Genomic DNA, 23,624 nt, shown 5'->3' with positions numbered 1-23,624 from the left:
AACCGTGTAAGGCATTGACACCAATCGCATGGCAAGCAATTCCAAAGCCGAACTACTGGACAAGCTGTGGGGCCGAATGAGCGAGCGCGGAGACTTTCCGATGCTCTCCCAGGCTCTGCGCACCACTGTGTCCGCAATGAGCGACGACGACCTGGACTTTACGGCCCTGGTCCAGGTCGTTCTGTCCGACTTCGGCCTCACGCAGAAGGTATTGCGGCTCGCCAACTCCGCGATGTACATCTCGTTCGGCGGCAACATCACCACCGTGACGCGCGCGTTGATGGTGCTGGGCATGGACGCGGTCGGCCACCTGGTGGTCGGGCTGAAGCTGGTCGATCATTTTCATCAAAGCGCACCACGGCGCATTGACGCCAAGCTCGAACTGAACCGCACGCTGCTGTCCGGCACCGTTGCGCGGCAAGTCACCGAGCACAGCGAGTTCCGGGCGTCGGAAGAAGCGGTGGTCTGCACGCTGATGCGTCAGATCGGCAAGCTGCTGGTGGCGTTTTACCTTGAGACCGAGTGGGATCAGTTGCGCCGCAAGGCCACGGCCGAGCAGATCAGCGACAGCCTCGCGTGCAGCACGTTGCTCGGCGTCACCTTCGAGGAAATCGGCATGGAAGCTGCGGACCGCTGGCGCCTGCCGGAGACCATCCGCACCGGCATGCTGACCCGCGACCCGCTCGCCCCCGTCGATGAAAAAACGCCGCGCCATGTGCGCTGGCTGCAGGCCGTCACCAACTATTCCACCGAAGTCGCCGACGCGCTCACCGCGCAGCATGTCGACGAGGCACATCGCGAGTCGTCGCTGGTGGATATTGCGAACCGCTATAGCCGCGCATTGCTGACCGATGCCGCCACGCTCGCCGCGATGAGCCTTGCCCTCGCGAACGAGGACTCGAACGACGGCGTGATGCGGGAGATCGTGGAACTGCGCGCGGACGCCGATGCCATTGCGCGCGCGGGGTTATCGGCGGAAGCGCGGATTGCAGCGGGACTCGAGGACTTGCGCTCGCTGCCGTCGAAGAATGCGCTGAGCGCGGTGCTGGCGATGGCGTCGGAAGCGGTGCTGGCCGGGCTCACGTTTTCGCGCACGGTGGTATTCGTGCGCCAGTCCAACAATGAGTTCCAGGCGCGCCTCGGGCTTGGGGCGGGCGTGGAGCAGTTGCTGCCGTCGCTGACATTTCCCGCGGCGTTCGAGCCTGACGTGTTCCATCTGGCGATCTCTAACCCGGTCGGGATTTTTATCGAGAATGCTCGCGACCCGCGGATTGAAGCCCGCTTGCCGCGCTGGTTCAAACCGTCATTCGGCGACGCCCACGCGTTCGTGCTGCTGCCCGTGAAGGCGAACGGCTCGACGGTGGCCATGCTTTACGGCGACTGGACACAGGCGCAGCACGTACGCAAGATTACGCCGCCGGAAATGTCGGCGCTGAATGAACTCATGCGGGAATTAAGTCGTTTTTTTTCTAACGCGGGCTGGAAGGAAGTGGAGTTGCTTTAACGTTTGCTGTGCTTTGGCCGTCACGCAGCCGATTCTTTTTCACGAACCTGCAGCGCGACAGCGAGTTGAACAACCTCAAGCTACTCTTCACTCGCGCCAGAGTATTGCCACCGCCTGATCGCCGTACTCCACGATGTACCCTCCATGTTCGCGCTGCCACTCACGTGCAGCGCCGGCACCCGCAAACCACACTTTCTCGTAGTCGCCAAAAGCGCCCGCATCGAAGCGGTATCGATCGATGACGGCCGCCTCTCGCGTGTCGAGCAGCGGCTTGCAGGCGTCCCAGCCGATATGACCCAGCTCGACAGCCAGCATATTCAATACGTGCTTGAGCTGAACCTCCGTGCGCGTCTTGTGAAGCTCCGCGAGCGTCCCGGCGCGGGTGACGCCCGCAGCGAGCAGGCGGCGCACGACGGGCATCGCCGTGCTTGTATTGTCCGCGTGAGCGCGACGAAGCAGCCGGCGCGCGTGGCGTCGAAGAAATTCGGTGTTGGTGAGTTCGGAACTGATAGTGCGAGGACAGGATGTTGACCACATGACGTTTCTCCTTGTTGTGCCGTTCTCGCTGCGGCTAAAGGTTCAACGTTGCGGTTTATCCAGATGAAGCGATAACGCGTGACAGGTGTTTTCACTTTCGCGAGACTGGGCGCCCTGCCGCGCCCGTCGCGAATTCTAGAACAAAGGCTGGCGGTTCGGCAAGCCTCGGTTCTTTCATCAGTGTGCACACCGTGTTACATCACGCCAACTGAAATTTTCCGACCAGTTGTTTCAGCGCATGTGCCTGATCGTCCAGCGACTGCGCGGCAGCCGCCGCTTGCTCGACCAGCGCCGCGTTCTGCTGCGTGCCCGCGTCCATTTGCGTCACGGCGAGATTGATTTCCTCGATACCGCTGCTCTGCTCCGCCGACGCCGCCGAAATCTCGCCCATGATGTCCGTCACGCGCTTGACCGCCTTCACGACCTCTTCCATGGTCGTGCCGGCTTCGTGGGCGAAGGTCGAGCCATCGGAAACACGCGCCACCGACGCGTGGATCAAGCCCTTGATTTCCTTCGCCGCCGCCGACGACCGTTGCGCGAGGTTCCGCACTTCTCCGGCGACGACCGCAAATCCGCGCCCCTCTTCACCCGCCCGCGCCGCTTCCACGGCTGCATTGAGCGCGAGAATATTCGTCTGGAACGCGATGCCTTCGATCACCCCGATAATGTCGCCAATGCTCTTCGCGCTCGCATTGATCTGCTCCATGGTCGCCACCACGCGTCCGACCACCACGCCGCCCTTCTCCGCAATCTCGGATGCGTTGTACGCCAGCGAGCTCGCCTGCTTCGCGTTCTCGGCGTTCTGGCGTACGGTGGACGTCAATTCCTCCATGCTCGACGCCGTCTTTTCCAGCGCGACGGCCTGCTGCTCCGTGCGTTGCGACAAGTCCACGTTGCCCTGCGAGATTTCGCTGGACGCCGACGCGATGGCTTCCGCGCTGGCCGCGATTTCGCCGACCGTCGTCGATAAATCCTTCTGCATGCCCGAAAGCGCATGGAGCATGCTGGTGTTATCGCGCTTGGCGATCGAGATGCGGTTCGACAGGTCGCCCGCCGCGATCCGGCTCGCAATTTCCATCGCATAGACGGGTTCGCCGCCGAGCTGCTTTGCCAGCCGACGCACCACCCATTCGCCCACTGCGAACGCAAGCACGATCAGCACGAGCGTCAGCACGGCCACCATCACAAACGATGCGTGATAAATGGCAGCCGCCGATTCGATAATCGCCTTGGCCGCCGCGCCGCGCTGTTCGATAAGCCCATTCACGAGCTTTTCCAGCTTGGCTGTTGCCACCAGCAGCGAGACGTCCATCATTCCGACCTGCCAGTTCATCTGCGACAGGTCGAGCGGTTGTTCCTTCACCAGTTTGACGAAGGTGCGCAGGTCGGTGCTCCACGCGCCAACGGCTGTGGCCAGGCGTTTCTGGTCGCCGGTCGGGTCCGCGTAATTTTGCAGGTTATGTTGCCCGCGGCCGATGTCGGCGAGCGCGTGTTCAACGTCCGCGCCGAGTTCGTCGCGCTCCTTCGCGGTGGTCGCGGTGAGCAGCATCTTTTGCGAGCGGCTCGCGCGCAGCACGGCGCTGCGCAGTTCTTCAACGTCCCGGCTGGCGACATACCCCTCGCGATAAATGGATTCCGTCGAACCGTTGAGACGGCTGATCTGCGTCAGCGCAATCACGCCAATAGCCAGCGTGCCGACCAGCAACAAAGCGAACGCGAGACGCAACGACGCCTTGACGGACAACGACCGGCCGCTCGTGACGGCGATCTTCGCCATCGCCCGGGCGGCTGCCTTGGCGCCGCCATCGGGAATAAATTCAGCGCCGGGATTGCCCCGCAGCGAAAACGGTTTCATCTGTTGAATTCCCTAAATTTTGATTGGCATCGCGCGGCCTGCTTCTTGGGCTGGTCACACGGCTACATCAATGGTCTACGGCGGGAAACGGCGCTTCTTTAGGCGTGTTTTCCCCACAGGTCGCAACCGATGTCCATCTCACCAAAACCGGGCGCGCACGCGCCAGGTATGGGCAAACTGATGTCCGTTTCGCGACAAAATTTGGCCGGACAATGCGTAGAGGACACATTAAAATTATTACGACACGGCGCATTGCGCCTTCGTCCGTGCGCTTCGGCCAGACAACGAAATACGACGAGAGACAAATCGAGCCTCAATCATGCAGACAAGTATCGATAAAAGCGCCCTCGGCGGCGCACCCGCCCTGAGCCCTGCCATTCCACGCACAGCCTTCTCCGTGCTCGGTGCGATCAGTTTTGCGCATTTGCTCAACGACATGATCCAGTCGCTGATCCTCGCCATCTACCCGATGTTCAAAAGCGAGTTTTCGTTGTCGTTTGGGCAAATCGGCTTGATTACGCTGACCTACCAGATCACGGCGTCGCTGCTGCAGCCGCTGGTCGGCCTATATACCGACAAACATCCGAAACCGTATTCGCTGCCGGTCGGTATGGGTTTTACGCTATGCGGCTTGTTGCTGATGTCGATGGCCGGAAGCTTTCCCGTATTGCTGGTCGCCGCGGCGCTGGTTGGATGCGGATCGTCGATATTCCACCCCGAGTCTTCGCGGGTGGCGCGCATGGCGTCGGGAGGGCGCCACGGGCTTGCGCAGTCAGTGTTCCAGGTTGGCGGCAATGCGGGCAGTTCCCTCGGGCCCTTGCTGGCCGCCTTGGTAGTGATGCCGCACGGCCAGCGTAGCATTGCGTGGTTCTCGGCTGCGGCACTCCTCGCCATCTTCGTGCTGGCCAACATTGGCCGCTGGTATCAACGCCATCCTGCAGTGAAGAAGGCGCGTGCGTCGGCGGCAGTGTCTGCATTGCCGCGCAATAAAGTCATGCTCGCGATGACGGTCCTCATGCTGCTCGTATTCTCGAAGTACTTCTATCTGGCGAGCATCAGCAGCTACTTCACGTTCTACCTGATCAGCAAGTTTCATTTGCCAGTGGAAACCGCGCAGGTGCATTTGTTCTGGTTCCTCGCGGCAGTGGCGGTGGGCACGATCGTGGGCGGTCCGGTAGGCGACAAGATCGGCCGCAAGGTTGTGATCTGGGTATCCATCCTGGGCGTCGCGCCGTTCACCCTGATGTTGCCGTTCGCCAACCTGTTCTGGACCGGCGTGCTGTCGGTGGTGATCGGGCTGATCCTGGCATCGGCGTTCTCGGCCATCCTGGTTTATGCAACCGAGCTGATTCCCGGTAAGGTCGGCATGGTGGCGGGGTTGTTTTTTGGCTTTGCGTTCGGCATGGGCGGCATCGGCGCTGCAGTCCTCGGCCATCTGGCTGACGCGACGAGCATCGATTATGTCTATAAGGTTTGTTCGTTCCTGCCGCTGATCGGAGTCCTGACGATCCTGCTGCCAAATACCCGGGATGCGAAGGAAAAAACGGTAACGGCAAAAGCGTGATGATCAAGGTCATGTGAGCAGAACACACAGTCGACCGACGAACGCACAACTCTAAAACGAGTTTTCGTATCGACGTTCCAGGCGCCTCTCAAGGTTGTCACTTGACAACCTTGAGAGGCGCCTCTACTATTGGGGCTAACGATGACTCGATCACAGCATCAGAAGAAGGAAATTGAAGAAGCACTGCGGCACGCGGAAACGCACGGTTGGCGCGTCGAACAAGGAGGAAGCCATGCGTGGGGCCGGATTTATTGTCCCTACAACACCGTCGAATGCCGTTGCGGCGAGTTCTGTATCACCAGTGTGTGGAGCACGCCGAAGAATGCGGTGAATCATGCGCGAGCCATCAAGCGCGTGGTCGACAACTGCACGTTTCAGTCGCGCAAGGTTTCCGGACAATCAACGGTCTTAACTAAGGCAACGCCATGGAATACACGTTCACATTGAAGTATCGGTTATCGGACAGCGACTGCGACCACGAAGCGTTGATCGGACGTCTCGGTGCCGCAGGATGCGACGACGCATTGATCGGCGTAGGTCAACCAGGCCGGATTGCGCTGGCATTTACGCGGGAGGCAGACAGCGCGCAAGCGGCATTAATGAGCGCCTTGAAGGACGTCAAGTCGGCCATTCCGTCTGCGGCGCTGGTGGAAGCTTCACCGGATTTTGTCGGCCTGACCGACGTCGCCGAGGCAATTGGCGTCACGCGGCAGAACATGCGCAAGTTAATGCTCACTAACGCGGACACCTTTCCGTCGCCGGTGCACGAGGGCAGCACCGCCATCTGGCATCTGGCGGAAGTCATGGACTGGCTCAAGGCTAAAGGCACGTACCGGCTTGAGCAAGCGGTTCACGACGTTGCGGAGACCACCATGCGAGTCAATCTCACGAAAGAGGCGCAGCGACTCACGCCCCCGGCGGAGCATGAGTTAGCTGCTTTGGTGACGTAAGAGAAACGTTTCTATCGCATCAAGGCTTCCTTCACCTGGACCAGCGCCCCGGCATCTTCGATCATCGGCAGATCGCCGGGGTCGCGCCCTTCGGCCAACGCGGCAATCGCCCGGCGCAGCACCTTGCCTGACCGGGTCTTGGGTAGCATCGCCAGGAAATGGACTCTGGCGGGACGGCCGATCGCACCCAAATGCGCGTCCACGCTCCGGCAAAGTTCACCTTCAAGCGCTTCACGCGCGCCCTCTGCGTCCAAGGCCTGGGCATCGCGTAAAACGACGAAGGCCAGTGCGACTTGCCCTTTCACTGAATCAGCCACGCCCACCACCGCCACTTCAGCCACGGCCCGATGACTGCTTAACGCCTCTTCTATCTCGCGCGTGCCCAGCCGATGCCCCGCCACGTTGATCACGTCGTCCGTACGTCCGAGGATGGAGACGTAACCGTCTTCGTCGGTCACGCCCCAGTCGAAGGTTGAATAGAGATGCTGCCCCGGCACGCTCTCCCAATACGTCTTGATGAAGCGCGAATCGTCGCCCCATACCGTCTGCATGCAACCCGGCGGCAACGGATAATCGAGCGTGATCACGCCCTTTTCACCCGGCGCGCAGATTTCACCCGTCGCCTCGTTTCGTACGGTCAATGCAAAGCCCATCGACGGTACGCCTGGCGAGCCGAGCTTCTGCGGCAACGCTTCAATACCGCGTGGAATCGCGATCATCGGCCAGCCGGTTTCGGTCTGCCAGTAGTTATCGACGACAGGCTTTTTTAGCGCGCCTTGAATCCACTGCGCCGTGGGTTCATCCAGCGGTTCACCTGCCAGGAAGAGCGTACGCAGGCTCGATAGATCCGCCTGCTCCATCAGCTTCGGGTCCTGCTTCTTGAGCACGCGCAACGCGGTCGGCGCGGTGAACATCAGGTTGATCTTGTGCTGCGCGATGATCCGCCACCAGATGCCGCCATCGGGACGAATCGGCGTGCCTTCGTACATGACCGTTGTCAGGCCGGCAATGAGCGGTGCATAGATGATGTAGCTGTGCCCAACCACCCAGCCCACGTCCGACGCGGTCCACATGGTGTCGCCGGGCTTGCCCTCGAAGATATGCTCCATCGATGCCGCCAGTGCCACGGCGTATCCGCCCACATCGCGTTGCACGCCCTTCGGCTTGCCGGTCGTCCCCGACGTATAGAGCACATACGACGGTTCATTCGATTCGAGCCAGACACAGGGTATGTGAGCATCGAAGAACTGTTCGCGCAACGGCTCGTAGGAAACCAAATACGGCGCCTGCAACCGTTCCGGCGCGAGCTGGCGGTCGATCAGTAATACCTTCGGCACCTTATGCGTGGCGCGCGCCAGCGCTTCATCCACGAGCGGTGTGTAATCGATCACCTTGCCCGCACGCGCACCGGCGTCGGCGGTAACGATCAGCACGGGCGTGGCGTCATCAATGCGCGCCGCCAGGCTTGGCGCGGCGAACCCGCCGAATACGACCGAATGGATTGCGCCGAGCCGCGCGCACGCGAGCATCGCGAACAAGGCTTCGGGGATCATCGGCAGATAGATCAGGACACGCTCGCCTTGGCCAACGCCGAGCGAGCGCATGACGGCGGCCATGCGATTCACTTCGGCGTGCAGCTCGGCATAGGTGTAGCGGCGCTCGATGCCCGTTTCCGTCGATACATACACCAGCGCGTTTTGTTGAGCGCGCGCGGCAAGATGCCGGTCGACGGCGTTGTAGCAAAGATTGGTCTTGCCGCCGACAAACCATCGCGCAAACGGTGGATTGCTGCGATCAAGCACCTGCTCGAACGGCGTTTCCCAATGGATGCGCCGCGCCTGTTCGCCCCAGAACGATTCTGGATCTTCAATCGAACGGCGATGAGCTTCACGATAAGTCGGCATTCGAACCCCTGTCTGGTAGCGAAACGCTTGTCGCCTGAATCATGTTCAGGAGACAGGCGAATTGCTCCTGAGCATAGTTCAGGCCGTGGGGCGCTGCTAGAGAGGGACGGCCCTGAGTCGACAGTGTCGACCACATCGCAGGCCATCGTTGCAACAAGGGCCGCTAAGCGACCCTACGGCATCTGCAAGCGCGGCTTGTCGGTTGATCGGGATTTCTCCAGATCGCTTGCCGAATGCTTGAGCAGCACCGGTGCGAGGTCGCCGGCCACCCGTATGCTGGACACCACGACCATTCGCACGCCGCTGCCCTCGGTCGCCGCGCGCACGGCTTCCCGTGTCGACGCCCGTGCTTCTATCTTCGGCTCGATCACAATGAATCCGCGGCAAAAAAGCGCGAGTGTTTCCCGGTGCGAACGCAGCCAGGCATTGCGAAGGCGCGTGTCGTCGGCGGTTTCATCGGCGTCATGATCGGAGACGATCACAAACGGCGTCTTCAGCGATAACAACCGCTGCATCTCGGCGCCCCAGCCGAACGCATAGCCCGGCTGCACGGCGCGCCGGCGCAAGCGCACGAACGGAAAGCGGCTGGTGTCGTGCATCCGCTGATTGGGGACATCGGACGCGTCAATAACGATGGACTTGGCCAAAGGAGATGGGATAGCAATCACAGCGGTCTCGTACTCCAAAAATTCATGGCTATTGCAAGGTTTGCGACTATCGGACGACGTGAAAACCGGGGTGGCCGGGGCTGCATGGCGATATCGCTAATGGGCTGCGCCGCTGCGGCGCGCCATGCGCGGCGCGTGGTCTCGATCACCCGTGCGGCGTTCGCTGACAATGCGCGCTGTGCCCGGCTGGAATCGGGCGTCGTTTCGGTCATGCGGACCTCCTGTCGTCCGGAGCATTGTAATTGCGAATCATTCTCACTTACAAGAGAGAATTTGGGGAAGCGAGTCGGGGGAGATGCGAAGGTGATGACGGGATATGCCGCTCGGCACTGAAGGCGGCCAGTTGGAGAAGATCGCAGGACCGGCTTGGCCTACCGCGGCGATAGGGTCCGGACGCGGATTAAACCGCAGCGCTTTAACCGAGTATTCCGGCGCAGTACGGAAGGCGCCGCCGCGCTCAGAAGCGAATAACTAAACGCTGACGAAAGCGCTGTTCAGGAAGGAAGGGGGACGTCGCCGGGGGAATCCCACGCGGCCAGGAACCTTCGCAAGATCCCCGACGAATACGTCCCGCCGAGCGCATGCAGGAATTCAAGGAAGGATTCCGGCGCGTCGGCATCCGCAGTATCCGAAACCGTGCGCACGACCGCGCATCGAACGCCGTGCTCGAAACACACTTGCGCGAGCGCCGCGCCTTCCATCTCGACGGCCAGCGCATCGGGCACCGCCGCGCGCAGCGCATTCACCTCGTCGTGGCTCGATACAAACCGGTCGCCGCTCACGATCAGTCCGCGATGCAACCGCGGCGGGTGCACACCAAAACGCGCCTCTAATGCAGCATGTTCATCGGCGAGAAATGCCGTGCATGCATATGCCAGCGCATCATTCAGCGTGGCATCGCCGGGAAAACGCGCCATACCCAAGAGGGGCACTTCAAAGCGCGGAAACAACGGCGATGCGTCGAGATCGTGCTGCATCAACGTTTCACCGATCACGATATCGCCTACACGCACGTCCGGGCGAACACCACCTGCCACACCGGTGAACACAATGGCGTCAACATCGAACAAGTGGATCAACGCACTCGCCGTTGCTGCAGCAGCCACCTTCCCCACGCGCGCCAGCGTGACCACGCACGGCACCCCATGCGCGATGCCGACGTGATACTCGCGCCGGCCGATGGTTTCGGTACGCACTTCACCGGCCGCATGCATCGATTCGATGAGGTCGCCCAGTTCCTGCGGCAACGCGGCCATGATGCCGAGACGCTTCACGCCCGCAGTCATTCCACCGCCTGCAATTTCGCAACCGCCAGCGCGAGCCACTTCTCGCCGTGTCGCTTGAAGCGGACTTGCGCCCGGGCATCCGCGCCCGCCCCTTCAAGCCCGATCACCGTGCCTTCCCCGAACTTGTTATGAAACACAGCCTGACCGACCTTGAAACCGGTGTCGGCCGCGCGCTGATTGTTGGCGAAAGCAGGCAATGGCTTGCCGGCATCGGGGTCGGCGTAGGCGGCGCGTTCCTTGTCGGGACGCCCGAACCAATCGCGGCCCCAGCCGGCGTTATCCGACCGGCCGCCCCAGCGCGCGCCCGGCTCCGCCTTCGGCGTGAGCCATTTGAGCGAGTCTTCCGGAAGTTCATCGAAGAAACGCGAGCGAATGTTGTAGCGCGTTTGACCATGCAACATCCGGCTCTGAGCAAACGACAGATACAGCCGCTCCTTCGCTCGCGTGATTGCCACGTACGCCAGCCGCCGTTCCTCTTCGAGCCCATCGCTTTCCTGCGCGCTGTTCTCGTGCGGGAACAGGCCCTCTTCCAGCCCCGTGATGAAAACCGCCATGAATTCAAGGCCCTTGGCAGCGTGCACCGTCATCAGTTGCACCGCGTCCTGACCGGCTTGCGCCTGGTTATCGCCGGCTTCGAGCGAAGCGTGCGACAGGAACCCGGCCAACGGCGTCATGGTGTCGGGATTTTGTGCAGGATCGGCGGGGCCTTCAGGGTCGAGCACATCGACGGACGGATCGTCGGTCGCCAAGCCGATTTCCAGCGCGTTCGTCGCGCCCGGACGAAGCGGGATGGAGCGCGCGGGGGTATCGAGCCCGTAGCCCTCCTCTTGCACGAACGCGGCGGCTGCGTTCACCACTTCCTGCAAGTTCTCCAGCCGGTCCTGGCCTTCGCGCTCGTTCTCGTAATGCGTGGCGAGACCGCTTGCGCGAACCACGTATTCGACGGTTTCCGGCAAGCTCATCTGCTGGGTTTCAGCGCGCATCCTGGCGATCAATTGCGCGAACGCGCCGATGCTCGAACCCGCCTTGCCCATCACGTAGGGAACGGCGGCGGCCATCGAACAGTTGTAGAGGCGCGCGGCGTCGGCAAGTTGCTCGATCGACCTTGCACCAATGCCACGCGTCGGAAAATTCACGACGCGAGCGAACGCGGTGTCGTCGTTCGGGTTGTCGATCAGGCGCAGATACGCCAGCGCATGTTTCACTTCCTGGCGCTCGAAGAACCTCAAACCGCCATACACGCGATAGGCAATGCCCGCGTTCACCAGCGTGTGTTCAATGGTCCGCGACTGCGCGTTGCTTCTATACAGGATGGCGATTTCGCCGCGCGCGGCTCCCGCATGGATCATCGCCTTGATCTCCTCGACGATCCACCCCGCCTCCTGCGTATCGGTCGCGGCTTCGTACACCCGCACGGGTTCACCGTGACCGGCGTCGGTACGAAGATTCTTGCCGAGCCGCCGCGAGTTCTTCGCGATCAGGAAGTTGGCGGTATCGAGAATATGACCGTGAGAGCGATAGTTCTGCTCGAGCTTGATCATGTTGCGCACGTTGTACTCGCGCTCGAAGTCGTGCATGTTGCCGACGTTCGCGCCGCGGAACGCGTAGATGGACTGATCGTCGTCGCCGACCGCGAAGATGGCGTTGTGCTCTCCGGCCAGCATTTTCAGCCACGCGTATTGCAGCTTGTTCGTGTCCTGGAACTCATCGACGAGGATGTTGCGAAAGCGCGCCTGATAATGCGCGCGCAGCGGCGGATTGTGCGCGAGCAGTTCATAGCAGCGCAGCAGCAGTTCGGGAAAATCGACCACGCCCTCGCGCTGGCATTGCTGCTCGTAGGCCGCGTACAACTCGACGAACTTCATATTGAAGGAATCGGTCGCGTCGACGTCTTTCGGGCGCAGCCCTTGTTCCTTGGCGTTGTTGATGAAGTGCTGAAGATTTTTAGCCGGATATTTCTCATCGTCGATATTCAGGCCCTTCATCAGCCGTTTGATGGCTGATAACTGGTCCGACGTATCGAGGATCTGGAACGTCTGCGGCAGGCCAGCGTCGCGGAAATGCGCGCGCAGCATGCGGTTGCACAGGCCGTGAAAGGTGCCGATCCACATGCCGCGGGTGTCGATAGGCATCATCGCGGTCAGGCGCGCCATCATCTCCTTGGCGGCCTTGTTCGTGAAGGTGACGGCGAGAATGGTCTGAGGCGAAGCGAATCCCTGCTGGATCAGCCAGGCGATACGCGTAATGAGTACGCGCGTCTTGCCGCTGCCCGCGCCCGCGAGGATAAGCGCCGGCTCGTTCGGCAGCGTGACGGCGGCTAGTTGTTCGGGGTTCAGATTGGCGAGCAGATCGGGCATGGGGGAGTTTTCCGGTGGGACCGGTAGTATAAATCGGCGGGGGGATGGTCGTTGGCACTTGGGTTTGAGACCGGCTCCGGCCATCCACTTAAACCACCCCGAGCGCCGCGAAGGACCTTCCCACCGACCTCGCCCTGTCTACACCTTATAATTCCCCGACCCCCGCTTCTTTTACGCATTTTTCGGCAGATTCCACCCCATGAGTGACAACACGAGTGACAACACGCTTGCGAAGAGTTTCGAGCCCCAGAACATCGAGTCCCATTGGGGCCCGGAATGGGAAAAGCGTGGCTACGCCGCGCCGACCCTGATCGAAGGCCGAAAAGATTTCTCGATCCAGCTCCCGCCGCCGAATGTCACCGGCACGCTGCACATGGGTCACGCGTTCAACCAGACGATCATGGACAGCCTCACCCGCTACCACCGCATGCTCGGCGAAAACACGCTGTGGCTGCCTGGCACGGATCACGCGGGGATCGCCACGCAAATCGTCGTGGAACGGCAACTCGATGCACAAGGCGTGTCGCGCCATGATCTCGGCCGCGAAGAGTTCCTGAAACGCGTCTGGGAATGGAAGGAGAAATCCGGCTCGACCATTACGGGGCAGGTGCGCCGCCTGGGTGCGTCTATTGACTGGTCGCGAGAATATTTCACGATGGACGACAAGATGTCGCCCGTCGTGCTCGACGTGTTTGTCACGCTGTACAAGCAAGGCCTGATTTATCGCGGCAAACGGCTGGTGAACTGGGACCCGGTGCTGGGCACCGCGGTCTCGGACCTCGAAGTCGTCAGCGAAGACGAAGCCGGCAGTCTCTGGCACATCCAGTATCCCCTGCCGGACGGCTCCGGCCACGTGACGGTCGCCACCACGCGCCCGGAAACCATGCTCGGCGACACCGCCGTGATGGTCCATCCGGAAGACGAGCGCTACGCGCACCTGATCGGCAAGACCGTCATGCTGCCGTTATCGAACCGAGAAATTCCGGTGATCGCGGATGATTACGTGGATCGTGAGTTCGGCACCGGCGTGGTCAAGGTCACGCCCGCGCACGACTTCAACGACTATCAGGTCGGCCTGCGCCACAAGTTGCCGATGATCGAGATCCTCACGCTCGACGCCAAGATCAACGACAACGCGCCGGAAAAGTATCGCGGCATGGATCGGTTCGACGCGCGCAAGCAGGTCGTGGCCGACCTGGAAGCGCTCGGCCTGCTGGAATCGGTCAAGCCCCACGCGCTGATGGTGCCGCGCGGCGACCGCACGGGCGTGGTGATCGAGCCCATGCTCACCGACCAATGGTTCGTCGCCATGAGCAAGCCGGCGCCGGAAGGCACGTTCCATCCGGGCAAATCGATCGCTGAGACGGCGCTCGACGTGGTGCGCAACGGTGAAATCAAGTTCGTCCCGGAAAACTGGTCGACGACCTATTACCAGTGGCTCGAAAACATCCAGGACTGGTGTATCTCGCGTCAACTCTGGTGGGGCCACCAGATTCCGGCCTGGTACGGCGATAACGGCGAAATCTTCGTGGCGAAGACCGAAGAAGAAGCCCGCGCGGAAGCCACGGAAAAAGGCTACACCGGCGCGCTCAAACGCGACGACGACGTGCTCGACACGTGGTTTTCATCGGCGCTCGTGCCGTTTTCATCGCTCGGCTGGCCGAACGAGACGCCGGAACTCAAGCACTTCATGCCCTCCACGGTGCTCGTGACGGGTTTCGACATCATCTTCTTCTGGGTTGCCCGGATGGTGATGATGACCACGCATTTCACCGGCAAGGTCCCGTTCGACACCGTCTACGTCCACGGTCTGGTGCGGGACGCGGAAGGCCAGAAGATGTCGAAGAGCAAGGGCAATACGCTCGACCCGATCGATATCGTCGATGGCATCGACCTGGAGACGCTCGTTTCCAAGCGAATTACCGGCCTGATGAACCCCAAGCAAGCCGAAAAAATCGAGAAAAAAACCCGCAAGGAGTTTCCGGACGGAATTCAGCCGTTCGGCACGGACGCGCTGCGTTTCACCATGGCGTCCATGGCAACGCTCGGTCGCAACGTGAATTTTGATCTGGCAAGGTGCGAGGGGTACCGTAACTTTTGCAATAAGCTGTGGAATGCTACCCGCTTTGTCCTGATGAATACCGAAGGCCACGACTGTGGCTTCGGCAAGCCGGAGGAATGCGAAGCAGGTGATTGCGGACCGGGCGGATACCTCCACTTCTCGCAGGCGGACTTCTGGATCGTGTCGCTTTTGCAGCGCGTGGAAGCGGAGGTGGAGAAAGGTTTCGCCGATTACCGTTTCGATAACGTGGCAAGCGCCATCTATAAATTCGTGTGGGACGAGTACTGCGATTGGTATCTGGAGTTGGCGAAGGTCCAGATCCAGACCGGCGCGCCGGAGCAGCAGCGCGCCACGCGCCGCACCCTCCTGCGCGTGCTGGAAACGGTGCTGCGCCTCGCGCATCCGGTGATTCCGTTTATCACTGAAGCCTTGTGGCAGAAGGTTGCGCCGCTGACGGACCTGTACCCGCAGGCGGCACAAGACGGGCAGACCGCGTCCATCATGATTCAGCGCTACCCGGTCGCGCAACCGTCTAAGATAGATGAATCGTCTGAACAGTGGGCTGCTGAACTGAAGGCCATTATCGATTCATGTCGTAATTTGCGCGGGGAGATGAATCTGTCGCCGGCGGTCAAGGTGCCGCTGCTGGCAACCGGTGACGAGGAACGGCTCAAGTCGTTCGCGCCTTATGTCCAGGCGCTGGCGCGTTTGTCGGAAGTAAAGATCATTGCCGACGAATCAGCGCTGGACGCAGAGGCAAGTGGCGCGCCAGTTGCTATCGTAGGAACGAACAAGTTGGTGTTGAAGGTGGAAATCGACGTAGTGGCTGAACGCGAACGGCTCACGAAGGAAGTGGACCGGCTGACGCAGGAAATCGCGAAGGCCCGTGTGAAGCTGGAAAACGAGAGTTTCGTGGCGCGCGCGCCGGCCGCGGTGGTCGACCAGGAGCGCAAGCGGCTCGCGGAATTCGAATCGACTGCTGACAAGTTGAAAGCGCAGTTGTCACGGCTTCCGGCGTAGGCTGCTTCGGCGGTCTTGGCCGGTCCAGCGCGACCGGCCAAGACCCGAAAACCGACCGACTGCTTGTTCCGCCTTATAGCAAAGTGCGTATTTATGCTTGAAGAATTAATCTCGCCGCACTTTTTTATCAACGCATCAACCTGCATCATGGCATCTGCTTCCATGCCGACCGTTTCAGGCTTGACGTTTAAACACGATAAGAGGATCAGGGTCATCAAATGCTAAAAGTTACGAAAGCGGTTTTCCCGGTTGCGGGTCTCGGTACCCGATTCCTCCCCGCGACCAAGGCCAGCCCGAAGGAAATGCTGCCCGTCGTCGACAAACCGCTAATCCAGTACGCGGTGGAAGAGGCCATGGCGGCCGGCATCACGGAGATGATTTTCGTGACGGGCCGCAGCAAGCGCGCAATCGAGGATCACTTCGACAAATCGTATGAGATCGAAGCCGAACTGGAAGCCCGCGGTAAGCAAAAGCTGCTCGATCTCGTGCGCAGCATCAAACCCAGCCACGTGGATTGTTTCTATGTGCGCCAGGCTGAAGCGCTCGGTTTGGGCCACGCCGTGCTGTGCGCGGAAAAGCTGGTGGGCGACAACCCGTTCGCCGTGATTCTCGCGGATGACTTGTTGTACGGCACGCCGCCGGTGATGACGCAGATGATCGAAGTATTCGATCACTATCACAGCTCGGTGATCGGCGTGGAGGAGATCCCGGCTCAGGATTCCAAGTCATACGGCGTGATCGACGGGAAAGAGTGGGAAGACAATATCTTCAAGCTGTCAGGCATTGTGGAAAAGCCGGAACCTGAAGTCGCGCCGTCGAATCTGGGCGTGGTCGGGCGGTATGTGCTGAAACCGCGCGTCTTCGATCACATCCGTGCATTGAAGCCGGGCGCTGGCGGTGAGCTGCAATTGACGGATGCAATCCAGTCGTTGCTCGCCGATGAACAAGTGCTCGCGTACAAATATCACGGCACGCGTTTCGATTGCGGCAGCAAGCTCGGCTATTTGAAAGCAACCGTGGAATTCGCGCTGCGCCATCCGGAAGTGGCAAAGGACTTTCAGGAATACCTGAACACGCGTTCGCCGCATCTGCTCGGCTGAGCGTTGTTGTTGAGGCTTGAGCCTTAAAAAAATGCCCATGACTAAAATCATGGGCATTTTTTATTGACGTTCAGACGTTCAGACGATCAGCGGCGTCGCATGAGGAAAGTGAACACCTTGTCGTGCGATGTCGATTCCACCAGCTCATTGCCCGTCTGCTTCGAAAACGCAGCAAAGTCGCGTTGCGAACCCGGATCGGTTGCCAGCACCTTCAATATCTGACCGCTCTGCATATCGGACAGCGCCTTCTTTGCCCGCAAGATGGGCAGCGGGCACATGAGCCCGCGCGCATCGACTTCCTTGTGCACTTCCATCGAATTGAGCCTTGTTCGAACCCGCTAGTGATCCCGCTTAAGAGAGTTCGATTTTACCCCAGTGCTTAAAGATTCACCGCCTGGCCTTTAGCCAGAGACTCCCGCATCGCAATGCCGATGCGCGTCGCCTCACGTGCGTCTTCAAGTGTCAGGCCCGTTGCAGGGCCGCCGGTCAACGAGGCCACAAACACCTCCGCTTCGTTCAGGAACGCTTGCTCGAAGCGCTCGAAGAAGGTCGGCACGCATTCGTTGCGAACGCCGCCGGCATCGTAGATTTCTACCCGATTCGCCCGCGGATTGTGTCCCACCGATAAAGCCCCACCCGTCCCGATCACTTCCGTCTGCGTGTCGTGACCGTGGGCGCTCGTCCGCGATGCCTGGAACATCGCTATCCGGCCGCCTTCGAATTCGCAGATGGCGACACCGTTATCGATATCGCCGCATTCGGCCAACCCTTCGTGAATCGCAATCGTGCCGCTGGCGAATACACGCGTGACGCGCGGGTTACCCAGCATCCAGCGCGCGAGATCGATGTCGTGGACGCTGCAATCGAGGAACAAACCGCCTGATGTCGGCGCGAAACGGACGAAAAAACCATCGGGATCGTTCTTGTCGACGGTCTGCGAACGGACCATGAACGGCCGGCCGATCCCGCCTTCGCTGATCTTGTTGAAGGCGTCGCGATAACTGGCGTCGAAACGGCGCACGAAGCCGATCATCACCTGGAGATGCGGAAAGCGCGCGCTTTCTTCAATCACGCGATCACACTGCGCCAAGTCCAGCGACAACGGTTTTTCGCAGAACACGTGCTTGCCCGCCCGCAACGCCGCGATGATCTGGTCAGGGTGCAGCGAAGTCGGCGTGACGAGCCAGACGGCGTCGATCGATGCGTCTTTCAGCATGGTTTCGTAGTCGCTGTAGAGCGCGAGTTCAGGCAGATTGGCGCCTGCCCATTCGCGTTCCGCCGCGACCGGACTGCACGCCGCTGCGAGCGTAGCGCCCGGTACGTGCCAAGCGAGGTTACGCGCGTGGCGCTGACCCAGCCGCCCCAATCCGACAATCCCAATCCGCAAGGCCGCTTTCATGCCGCCCCCAGCTTAATGATCGCTCCTTCACGCCACGACCGCGTAGCCGCCTCAGCGAGTTCCAACGCCTTCAGGCCGTCCGCGACCGTCGTGCGAACCGGCTTGCCTTCCTGCACGGCATCGAAGAAATGGGCGATTTCCAGCGCGTACGCCGCGCGGTAACGTTCCAGGAAAAACGCTTCCGGCACATCGTTCGATACAGCCGTCTTCGAATACGCCGTGACTTCGGTCGGGCGCACATTGCCGGCTTGCAGCATGCCAAGGCTACCGAGCAGTTCGAAGCGCTGGTCGTATCCGTACGCCGCGCGCCGCGCCGTGTTGATCTGGCACAAGCGGCCGCGTTTGGTGCGGATCGTGACAGCCGTCGAATCGATATCACCCGCCTCCGCAATCGCCGGGTCGCTCAGGCAACTGCCGGTTGCGTGCAGCGTGTCGGCTTCGTCGTCGAGCATCCAGCGGAAGATATCGAAGTCATGGATCAGCATGTCCTTGAAAATACCGCCCGAATGCTTGATGTATTCCACCGGCGGCGCGCCCGGATCGCGGCTCGTTATCACCAGCATTTCCGGATCACCGATCTCACCCGCCTCCACGCGCGCCTTCAATGCCGCAAAGGTCGGATCGAAGCGGCGCTGAAAGCCGATCATGCAGACCACGCCGGCCTTCGCGACGGCAACGGCGCAAGCGCGTGCGCGTTCGAGCGTGAGATCCACCGGCTTTTCGCAGAACACATGCTTCTTCTGCGCCGCCGATTTCAGGATCAGCTCGGCATGCGTGTCCGTGCTCGAACACACGACGGTCGCGCCAACCGATGCATCGCCGAGTGCGCCTTCCACGTCGGCCACTTGCGCGCCGTGAAGCGCGGCCAATGCGGCGGCGGCTTCCTTATTCACGTCTACCACGTACTTGAGGCGCACACCCGGCTGCTTCGCCAGGTTTGCCGCGTGGATCTTGCCGATCCGCCCTGCTCCGAACACCGCCACATCAATCGTCATAGCCGCCTGTCTCCCTTGATTCTTCTACGTTCAGTTCAAGCCGGTACGCAAGCGCGATAAAGAGCGCCTGGCACAGGCAGATCGTGCTCGTGAGCGAACGGAACGCAAACGCGCTGCCTTCCTTCACGAACAAATGCGCACTCGCGTGACGCGCGAGCGGCGAAAGCTGACCATCGGTAATTACTAATGTCTTGGCGCCGTGGTGCTGCGCCGCGCGCACGCAATACTGCGTCTCCTTGCCGTACGGCGCGAAGCTGATCGCGACCACCACGTCGCCCTTCTTCACGCTGCGGATCTGCTCGCGATACATGCCGCCGAAACCCGACACCAGATGCACGCGTTTGGCCGTGTGCTGCAGCGCGTAGACGATATAACTCGCCACGGGAAACGAGCGCCGCACGCCGACCACATAGATGTTCTCGGCGTGTTCCAGCATCTTTACCGCGGCTTCGAACTGGACGTCGTCGAGACCGTCCTCGAGTTCCTCCAGCCCGCTCCGGCTCGCCGCGATGAATTCTCGCGCCACCGAGCCGCCCGACAACTTGCCCGGCTTTTCATCGATCAATTTGCGGATGCGCTGCTGATAACTCTGCGCGGAACCGTTCTGGCCCGTATAGGCCTGCTTGAAAATTGCCTGGAGGTCGGAGAAGCCGGAAAAGCCGAAGCGCTGCGCGAAGCGCACGACAGCCGAGGGATGCACGCCGCACGCGCTGGCGATGTCGCCGGTGCGATCCATCATCACATTGCTGCGATGCTGCTCGATGTATGTAGCCACGCTTTTTAGCTGGCGCGGCAACGCATCGTATGCCTCGGTGATCCGCTGCATCAGTTCATCGACTGTCTGGATCTCGGCCGTCTCTTGAGGGTCTTGCGTGTCTTCCTGCATGCCGCGCTCGTAGTGTGTTCTGTACTCGATGCAACCGATTATAGATATCTGAGCGAACAAATGGAATTAATTTTCCAAACTTCTCATAGTTAAACTTCCTATTGCAGAGTGACGAAACTTGTCCTAATCTTGGTCCTGAGCACGGGGTGTCGAGCGGTCAAAGCGCCGTACGCAAAATACCGGATGCTCGTTCAGAACAACAACCGAGATAGGTGGAGACAATGAGACTTTGCAATCGTCGAGGCGCCCTGCGCGCGTTCGCGGCTGCCGCTGCGTTGTGCGGCGCAGCAGCACTGAGCAGTCAGGCAGCGCACGCTGCACCCGACGCCCATTTCGTCCTGATCAGCCACGCGCCGGATTCGGACTCGTGGTGGAACACGATCAAGAACGCCATCAAGCAGGCGGATGAGGACTTCAATGTCCAGACGGATTACCGCAACCCGCCGAACGGCGATATTGCCGATATGGCGCGCCTGATCGAGCAAACTGCGGCTCGTAACGTTGATGGTGTGATCGTCACCATTGCCGACTTCGATGTGCTGAAGGGCGCGATCTCCAAGGTCACGGCGAAGCACATTCCGCTCGTCACGATCAACTCCGGCACTGAAGAGCAAAGCGCGCAGCTCGGCGCGATCATGCACGTCGGACAGCCCGAATACACGGCCGGTAAGGCAGCGGGCGAGAAGGCGAAGGCGGCGGGCATCAAGTCGTTCCTGTGCGTGAACCACTACGCAACAAATCCGGCATCGTTTGAACGCTGCCGCGGTTTTGCCGAAGCCATTGGCGTCGACTTCAAGGCGTCCACGGTGGACGCCGGCCAGGATCCGACGACCGTTCAATCGAAGGTAAGCGCGTATTTGCGCAATCACCCGGACACTCAAGCGGTGCTCGCACTTGGCCCGCTGTCGGCTGATCCGACCATCAAGGCAGTGCAGACGATGGGCCTCGCCGGCAAGATCTGGTTCGCAACGTTCGACTTCGACACCGACATCGCGAAGGCGATCCAGGACGGCACGATCAAGTTTGCCATCGACCAGCAACCGTACTTGCAGGGTTATATCGCGGTCGCGGTGCTGGCTATCGTGAAGAAGGATCACACTACCGATCCGGTCAAGATCCGCCAGGCGCTCGAAGCAAATCCGAAGTTCAAGGCACGGCTTGACACCTACGGGCTCGCACCGTCTTACGGGCCGCGCAATATCGGCTCAGGTCCGGGGTTCATCACCAAGGACAATGTCGACAAGGTACTCAAGTACGCAGGTCAGTACCGGTAATCTCAATGGCGGCGCGGCCAAGCATGACGTAAGCGACAACTTAAGCGCCGCGCCGCCATCTTCGAAGCACTCGCAGGACTTGCAAGCACTCAGCACGTCATCCGCACCATTCACCTGTATCGCTCGCGCATCAGCATGTTCGCCCCGTGAACCCACGCCGTATCGCGAATGAAAGACGAAGGAGACATCATGGGCGTAGCCGGAAAACCTACCCTCTCGGGACATCACGAGCCGTCCGACGGCGCCGTGACCTCGAGTTCATCCACCTCCGCCGTAGCGCCTTCCGCCGACGAGCGCGTCCGACGCGAGTCCCGTTTTGGGCACATCCTGAATCGTCCGGAGTTCGCAGCGATCTCCGGCGCTGTGCTGGTCTTTGTTGTATTCGGGATCGCCGCCGGCGGCTCGGGCATGTTCAATCTCGACGGAATCATGAACTGGTCGCAGGTGTCCGCTTACCTGGGCATCCTGGCCGTCGGCGCCTGCCTGCTGATGATTGCCGGCGAGTTCGACCTGTCGATCGGTTCCATGATCGGTTTCTCCGGAATGATGGTCGCCATTCCCACGGTCTATTTTCACTGGCCGATCTCGCTGGCGATCCTGTTCGCCTTCGCCGGTTCAATGCTGCTCGGCGCGCTCAACGGTTATCTCGTCATGCGCACGCGGCTGCCGTCGTTCATCGTCACACTGGCCTTCCTGTTTATTTTGCGTGGCCTGACGCTTGCGCTGTCGATCATGTTCGCCGACCGGACGATCGTTTCCGGCGTAGGCGACATCGCATCGAAAGACTGGCTCGCCAATACCCTTTTCCATGGCGTCGCCCTGCGCGATTTATTCGTGTGGCTGGGGCACATAGGAATCCTGAAGATGCTCGACAACGGTCAGCCGCTCGTTCCCGGCATTCCGAAGGTGCTCCTCTGGTGGGTGGTGCTTGCGGCCATTGGCGCGTTCGTCCTGGCAAAGACCCGTTTCGGTAACTGGATTTTCGCAGCCGGCGGCGACGCGGTGGCAGCCAAGAATGTTGGCGTGCCGGTGCGGCGCGTGAAGATCTCGCTGTTTGTTTTGACTGCGTTCTGTGCGTGCCTGTTTGCAGTGCTGCAAGTGTGCGACATCGGTTCGGCGGCAGCAGACCGCGGGCTTGAAAAGGAATTCGAGGCGATCATCGCCGCGGTGATTGGCGGGACGTTGCTGACGGGCGGCTACGGCTCGGTAGTCGGCGCGTGTTTCGGCGCGCTCATCTTCGGCGTGGTCCAGATCGGCATTGGCTACACCAGCGTGCCCTCTGACTGGTTCCGCGTGTTCCTCGGCATGATGCTGCTGATCGCCGTGCTGTTCAATCACTACGTGCGCCGCCGCGTTTCTCAAGCTCAATAAGCAGGCTCAATAAGGTCAAGGAGAACAAACCATGTCCGAACCCATCCAGAGCGCACCGCCCGCGCCCGATGACACCATCCTCGCACTGGAAAACGTCAGCAAGTTTTTCGGCAAGGTGATCGCACTGAACGGCGTCACGCTGCGCCTGAGACGCGGCGAAGTGCACTGCCTGCTCGGCGACAACGGCGCCGGAAAATCGACCCTGATCAAGACGCTCGCCGGTGTTCATACGCCCTCCTCCGGCGAGTATCTCGTCGATGGCAAACCGGTTCGCTTCGGCTCGCCGAAAGAAGCGCTCGATCTCGGTATTGCAACGGTCTATCAGGATCTCGCGCTGGTGCCGCTGCTGTCGGTGGCGCGCAACTTTTTCATGGGACGCGAGCCGCAGAAAAAACGCTTTGGCTTGATCAACGTGATGGACCTGGATCTCGCCGCGGAAACATCGCGGGCGCGGCTCGCCGAAATGGGCATCAACGTGCGCGATGCGCATCAGCCCATTGGCACCATGTCCGGTGGCGAGAAGCAATGTCTCGCCATCGCGCGGGCGATACACTTCGGCGCGCGCGTGCTGATCCTCGATGAACCCACCGCAGCGCTCGGCGTGAAACAGAGCTTCAACGTGCTGAAGTTGATTCATACGGCGCGTGCGAAAGGCATCTCCGTGATCTTCATCACGCACAACGTCCATCACGCGTATCCCATCGGCGATTCGTTCACGCTGCTCAATCGCGGCAAATCGATGGGCACTTACACCAAAGACACGATCACCAAGAACGAAGTACTGGACATGATGGCGGGCGGCGCCGAAATGCAGCAAATGATGAACGAACTCGAAGGCGAACCGGCTTGAAGCAGGCCTAACGAGCACGCTCGGCCGCTGCAGTTTTCGTCA

General features: G+C 60.6%; 19 protein-coding genes and 1 pseudogene. 9 read left to right on the top strand and 11 right to left on the bottom strand.

Annotation, left to right across the window (positions count from 1 at the left end; genetic code table 11):
* The first annotated feature begins 28 nt into the window (after positions 1-28).
* The gene (locus tag FH08_RS0123075; RefSeq protein WP_031360626.1) at positions 29-1,504 is read left to right on the top strand and encodes an HDOD domain-containing protein; all 1,476 of its coding nucleotides are present in this window, start codon (positions 29-31) and stop codon (positions 1,502-1,504) included.
* Positions 1,505-1,591: 87 nt separating this feature from the next.
* On the opposite strand, the gene FH08_RS0123070 is transcribed toward FH08_RS0123075, so the two are convergent.
* Together FH08_RS0123070 and FH08_RS0123065 are read right to left on the bottom strand one after the other, a co-directional pair.
* Positions 1,592-2,041, bottom strand: a complete 450-nt coding sequence (locus FH08_RS0123070) for a hypothetical protein (protein WP_031360625.1) — start codon at positions 2,039-2,041, stop codon at positions 1,592-1,594.
* A gap of 199 nt (positions 2,042-2,240) precedes the next feature.
* Positions 2,241-3,896 carry a methyl-accepting chemotaxis protein gene (locus FH08_RS0123065; RefSeq protein ID WP_031360624.1) on the bottom strand — a complete coding sequence of 552 codons (1,656 nt, stop codon included), beginning with the start codon at positions 3,894-3,896 and terminating at the stop codon, positions 2,241-2,243.
* 319 nt (positions 3,897-4,215) lie between these two features.
* On the opposite strand from FH08_RS0123065, the gene FH08_RS0123060 reads away from it, so the two are divergent.
* The 3 genes from FH08_RS0123060 (at position 4,216) to FH08_RS0123050 (ending at position 6,410) form a co-directional block, all read left to right on the top strand.
* The gene (locus FH08_RS0123060; RefSeq protein WP_031360623.1) at positions 4,216-5,460 is read left to right on the top strand and encodes an MFS transporter; all 1,245 of its coding nucleotides are present in this window, start codon (positions 4,216-4,218) and stop codon (positions 5,458-5,460) included.
* Positions 5,461-5,601: 141 nt separating this feature from the next.
* Entirely contained in the window at positions 5,602-5,907 is a 306-nt protein-coding gene (locus FH08_RS53490; protein ID WP_051888459.1) for a hypothetical protein, read from the top strand.
* Positions 5,886-6,410, top strand: a complete 525-nt coding sequence (locus FH08_RS0123050) for a helix-turn-helix transcriptional regulator (RefSeq protein WP_031360621.1) — start codon at positions 5,886-5,888, stop codon at positions 6,408-6,410. The genes FH08_RS53490 and FH08_RS0123050 overlap by 22 nt, the downstream gene beginning before the upstream one ends.
* 11 nt (positions 6,411-6,421) lie before the next feature.
* Here the strand turns inward: FH08_RS0123050 and FH08_RS0123045 are convergent.
* From FH08_RS0123045 to FH08_RS0123025, 5 genes and pseudogenes are all read right to left on the bottom strand, one after another.
* A pseudogene (locus tag FH08_RS0123045) lies at positions 6,422-8,329 on the bottom strand (propionate--CoA ligase); the annotation flags it as partial.
* A gap of 158 nt (positions 8,330-8,487) precedes the next feature.
* Positions 8,488-8,982, bottom strand: coding sequence for a hypothetical protein (locus FH08_RS0123040; protein ID WP_235210471.1), 495 nt, complete (start codon positions 8,980-8,982; stop codon positions 8,488-8,490).
* Positions 8,979-9,194 carry a hypothetical protein gene (locus FH08_RS0123035; RefSeq protein WP_031360618.1) on the bottom strand — a complete coding sequence of 72 codons (216 nt, stop codon included), beginning with the start codon at positions 9,192-9,194 and terminating at the stop codon, positions 8,979-8,981. The genes FH08_RS0123040 and FH08_RS0123035 overlap by 4 nt, the downstream gene beginning before the upstream one ends.
* A 282-nt stretch (positions 9,195-9,476) precedes the next feature.
* Positions 9,477-10,268, bottom strand: coding sequence for a 5'-methylthioadenosine/adenosylhomocysteine nucleosidase (locus FH08_RS0123030; protein ID WP_031360617.1), 792 nt, complete (start codon positions 10,266-10,268; stop codon positions 9,477-9,479).
* Entirely contained in the window at positions 10,265-12,625 is a 2,361-nt protein-coding gene (locus FH08_RS0123025) for a UvrD-helicase domain-containing protein (RefSeq protein WP_031360616.1), read from the bottom strand. The genes FH08_RS0123030 and FH08_RS0123025 overlap by 4 nt, the downstream gene beginning before the upstream one ends.
* 199 nt (positions 12,626-12,824) lie before the next feature.
* Between FH08_RS0123025 and FH08_RS0123020 the strand changes: the two genes are divergently transcribed.
* Both FH08_RS0123020 and galU read left to right on the top strand, forming a co-directional pair.
* Positions 12,825-15,707: a valine--tRNA ligase gene (locus FH08_RS0123020; RefSeq protein ID WP_031360615.1), complete on the top strand. Its 2,883-nt coding sequence runs from the start codon at positions 12,825-12,827 to the stop codon at positions 15,705-15,707.
* A 218-nt stretch (positions 15,708-15,925) separates the two neighbouring features.
* Positions 15,926-16,807 carry a UTP--glucose-1-phosphate uridylyltransferase GalU gene (gene galU / locus FH08_RS0123015; protein ID WP_031360614.1) on the top strand — a complete coding sequence of 294 codons (882 nt, stop codon included), beginning with the start codon at positions 15,926-15,928 and terminating at the stop codon, positions 16,805-16,807.
* A gap of 86 nt (positions 16,808-16,893) precedes the next feature.
* Here galU and FH08_RS0123010 read toward each other — a convergent pair whose 3' ends face one another.
* The 4 genes from FH08_RS0123010 to FH08_RS0122995 form a co-directional block, all read right to left on the bottom strand.
* Positions 16,894-17,121, bottom strand: a complete 228-nt coding sequence (locus FH08_RS0123010; RefSeq protein ID WP_031360613.1) for a sulfurtransferase TusA family protein — start codon at positions 17,119-17,121, stop codon at positions 16,894-16,896.
* Positions 17,122-17,186: 65 nt separating this feature from the next.
* Positions 17,187-18,206, bottom strand: coding sequence for a Gfo/Idh/MocA family oxidoreductase (locus FH08_RS0123005; protein ID WP_031360612.1), 1,020 nt, complete (start codon positions 18,204-18,206; stop codon positions 17,187-17,189).
* Entirely contained in the window at positions 18,203-19,201 is a 999-nt protein-coding gene (gene iolG, locus FH08_RS0123000; protein WP_031360611.1) for an inositol 2-dehydrogenase, read from the bottom strand. The genes FH08_RS0123005 and iolG overlap by 4 nt, the downstream gene beginning before the upstream one ends.
* The gene (locus FH08_RS0122995; protein WP_031360610.1) at positions 19,191-20,087 is read right to left on the bottom strand and encodes a MurR/RpiR family transcriptional regulator; all 897 of its coding nucleotides are present in this window, start codon (positions 20,085-20,087) and stop codon (positions 19,191-19,193) included. The genes iolG and FH08_RS0122995 overlap by 11 nt, the downstream gene beginning before the upstream one ends.
* A gap of 221 nt (positions 20,088-20,308) precedes the next feature.
* Here FH08_RS0122995 and FH08_RS0122990 point away from each other — a divergent pair, with 221 nt between their 5' ends.
* From FH08_RS0122990 to FH08_RS0122980, 3 genes are all read left to right on the top strand, one after another.
* Positions 20,309-21,361: a sugar ABC transporter substrate-binding protein gene (locus FH08_RS0122990; RefSeq protein ID WP_031360609.1), complete on the top strand. Its 1,053-nt coding sequence runs from the start codon at positions 20,309-20,311 to the stop codon at positions 21,359-21,361.
* Between the two features lie 189 nt (positions 21,362-21,550).
* Positions 21,551-22,732: an ABC transporter permease gene (locus tag FH08_RS0122985; protein ID WP_031360608.1), complete on the top strand. Its 1,182-nt coding sequence runs from the start codon at positions 21,551-21,553 to the stop codon at positions 22,730-22,732.
* 31 nt (positions 22,733-22,763) lie between these two features.
* Positions 22,764-23,582 carry an ATP-binding cassette domain-containing protein gene (locus FH08_RS0122980; protein WP_031360607.1) on the top strand — a complete coding sequence of 273 codons (819 nt, stop codon included), beginning with the start codon at positions 22,764-22,766 and terminating at the stop codon, positions 23,580-23,582.
* Positions 23,583-23,624: the final 42 nt, after the last annotated feature.

It is taken from the genome of Caballeronia sordidicola (assembly GCF_000729995.1).
GTDB lineage: Bacteria > Pseudomonadota > Gammaproteobacteria > Burkholderiales > Burkholderiaceae > Caballeronia > Caballeronia sordidicola_A.
The sequence above is the reverse complement of the archived record's forward strand: the minus strand, read 5'-3'. Positions and strand labels throughout refer to the sequence as shown.

Bases quoted from the DNA above. Each gene is read 5' to 3' on its own strand.
- FH08_RS0123075 (WP_031360626.1), top strand. From the start codon at position 29: ATGGCAAGCAATTCCAAAGCCGAACTACTGGACAAGCTGTGGGGCCGA.
- FH08_RS0123070 (WP_031360625.1), bottom strand. From the start codon at position 2,041: ATGTGGTCAACATCCTGTCCTCGCACTATCAGTTCCGAACTCACCAAC.
- FH08_RS0123065 (WP_031360624.1), bottom strand. From the start codon at position 3,896: ATGAAACCGTTTTCGCTGCGGGGCAATCCCGGCGCTGAATTTATTCCC.
- FH08_RS0123060 (WP_031360623.1), top strand. From the start codon at position 4,216: ATGCAGACAAGTATCGATAAAAGCGCCCTCGGCGGCGCACCCGCCCTG.
- FH08_RS53490 (WP_051888459.1), top strand. From the start codon at position 5,602: ATGACTCGATCACAGCATCAGAAGAAGGAAATTGAAGAAGCACTGCGG.
- FH08_RS0123050 (WP_031360621.1), top strand. From the start codon at position 5,886: ATGGAATACACGTTCACATTGAAGTATCGGTTATCGGACAGCGACTGC.
- FH08_RS0123035 (WP_031360618.1), bottom strand. From the start codon at position 9,194: ATGACCGAAACGACGCCCGATTCCAGCCGGGCACAGCGCGCATTGTCA.
- FH08_RS0123030 (WP_031360617.1), bottom strand. From the start codon at position 10,268: ATGACTGCGGGCGTGAAGCGTCTCGGCATCATGGCCGCGTTGCCGCAG.
- FH08_RS0123025 (WP_031360616.1), bottom strand. From the start codon at position 12,625: ATGCCCGATCTGCTCGCCAATCTGAACCCCGAACAACTAGCCGCCGTC.
- FH08_RS0123020 (WP_031360615.1), top strand. From the start codon at position 12,825: ATGAGTGACAACACGAGTGACAACACGCTTGCGAAGAGTTTCGAGCCC.
- galU (WP_031360614.1), top strand. From the start codon at position 15,926: ATGCTAAAAGTTACGAAAGCGGTTTTCCCGGTTGCGGGTCTCGGTACC.
- FH08_RS0123010 (WP_031360613.1), bottom strand. From the start codon at position 17,121: ATGGAAGTGCACAAGGAAGTCGATGCGCGCGGGCTCATGTGCCCGCTG.
- FH08_RS0123005 (WP_031360612.1), bottom strand. From the start codon at position 18,206: ATGAAAGCGGCCTTGCGGATTGGGATTGTCGGATTGGGGCGGCTGGGT.
- iolG (WP_031360611.1), bottom strand. From the start codon at position 19,201: ATGACGATTGATGTGGCGGTGTTCGGAGCAGGGCGGATCGGCAAGATC.
- FH08_RS0122995 (WP_031360610.1), bottom strand. From the start codon at position 20,087: ATGCAGGAAGACACGCAAGACCCTCAAGAGACGGCCGAGATCCAGACA.
- FH08_RS0122990 (WP_031360609.1), top strand. From the start codon at position 20,309: ATGAGACTTTGCAATCGTCGAGGCGCCCTGCGCGCGTTCGCGGCTGCC.
- FH08_RS0122985 (WP_031360608.1), top strand. From the start codon at position 21,551: ATGGGCGTAGCCGGAAAACCTACCCTCTCGGGACATCACGAGCCGTCC.
- FH08_RS0122980 (WP_031360607.1), top strand. From the start codon at position 22,764: ATGTCCGAACCCATCCAGAGCGCACCGCCCGCGCCCGATGACACCATC.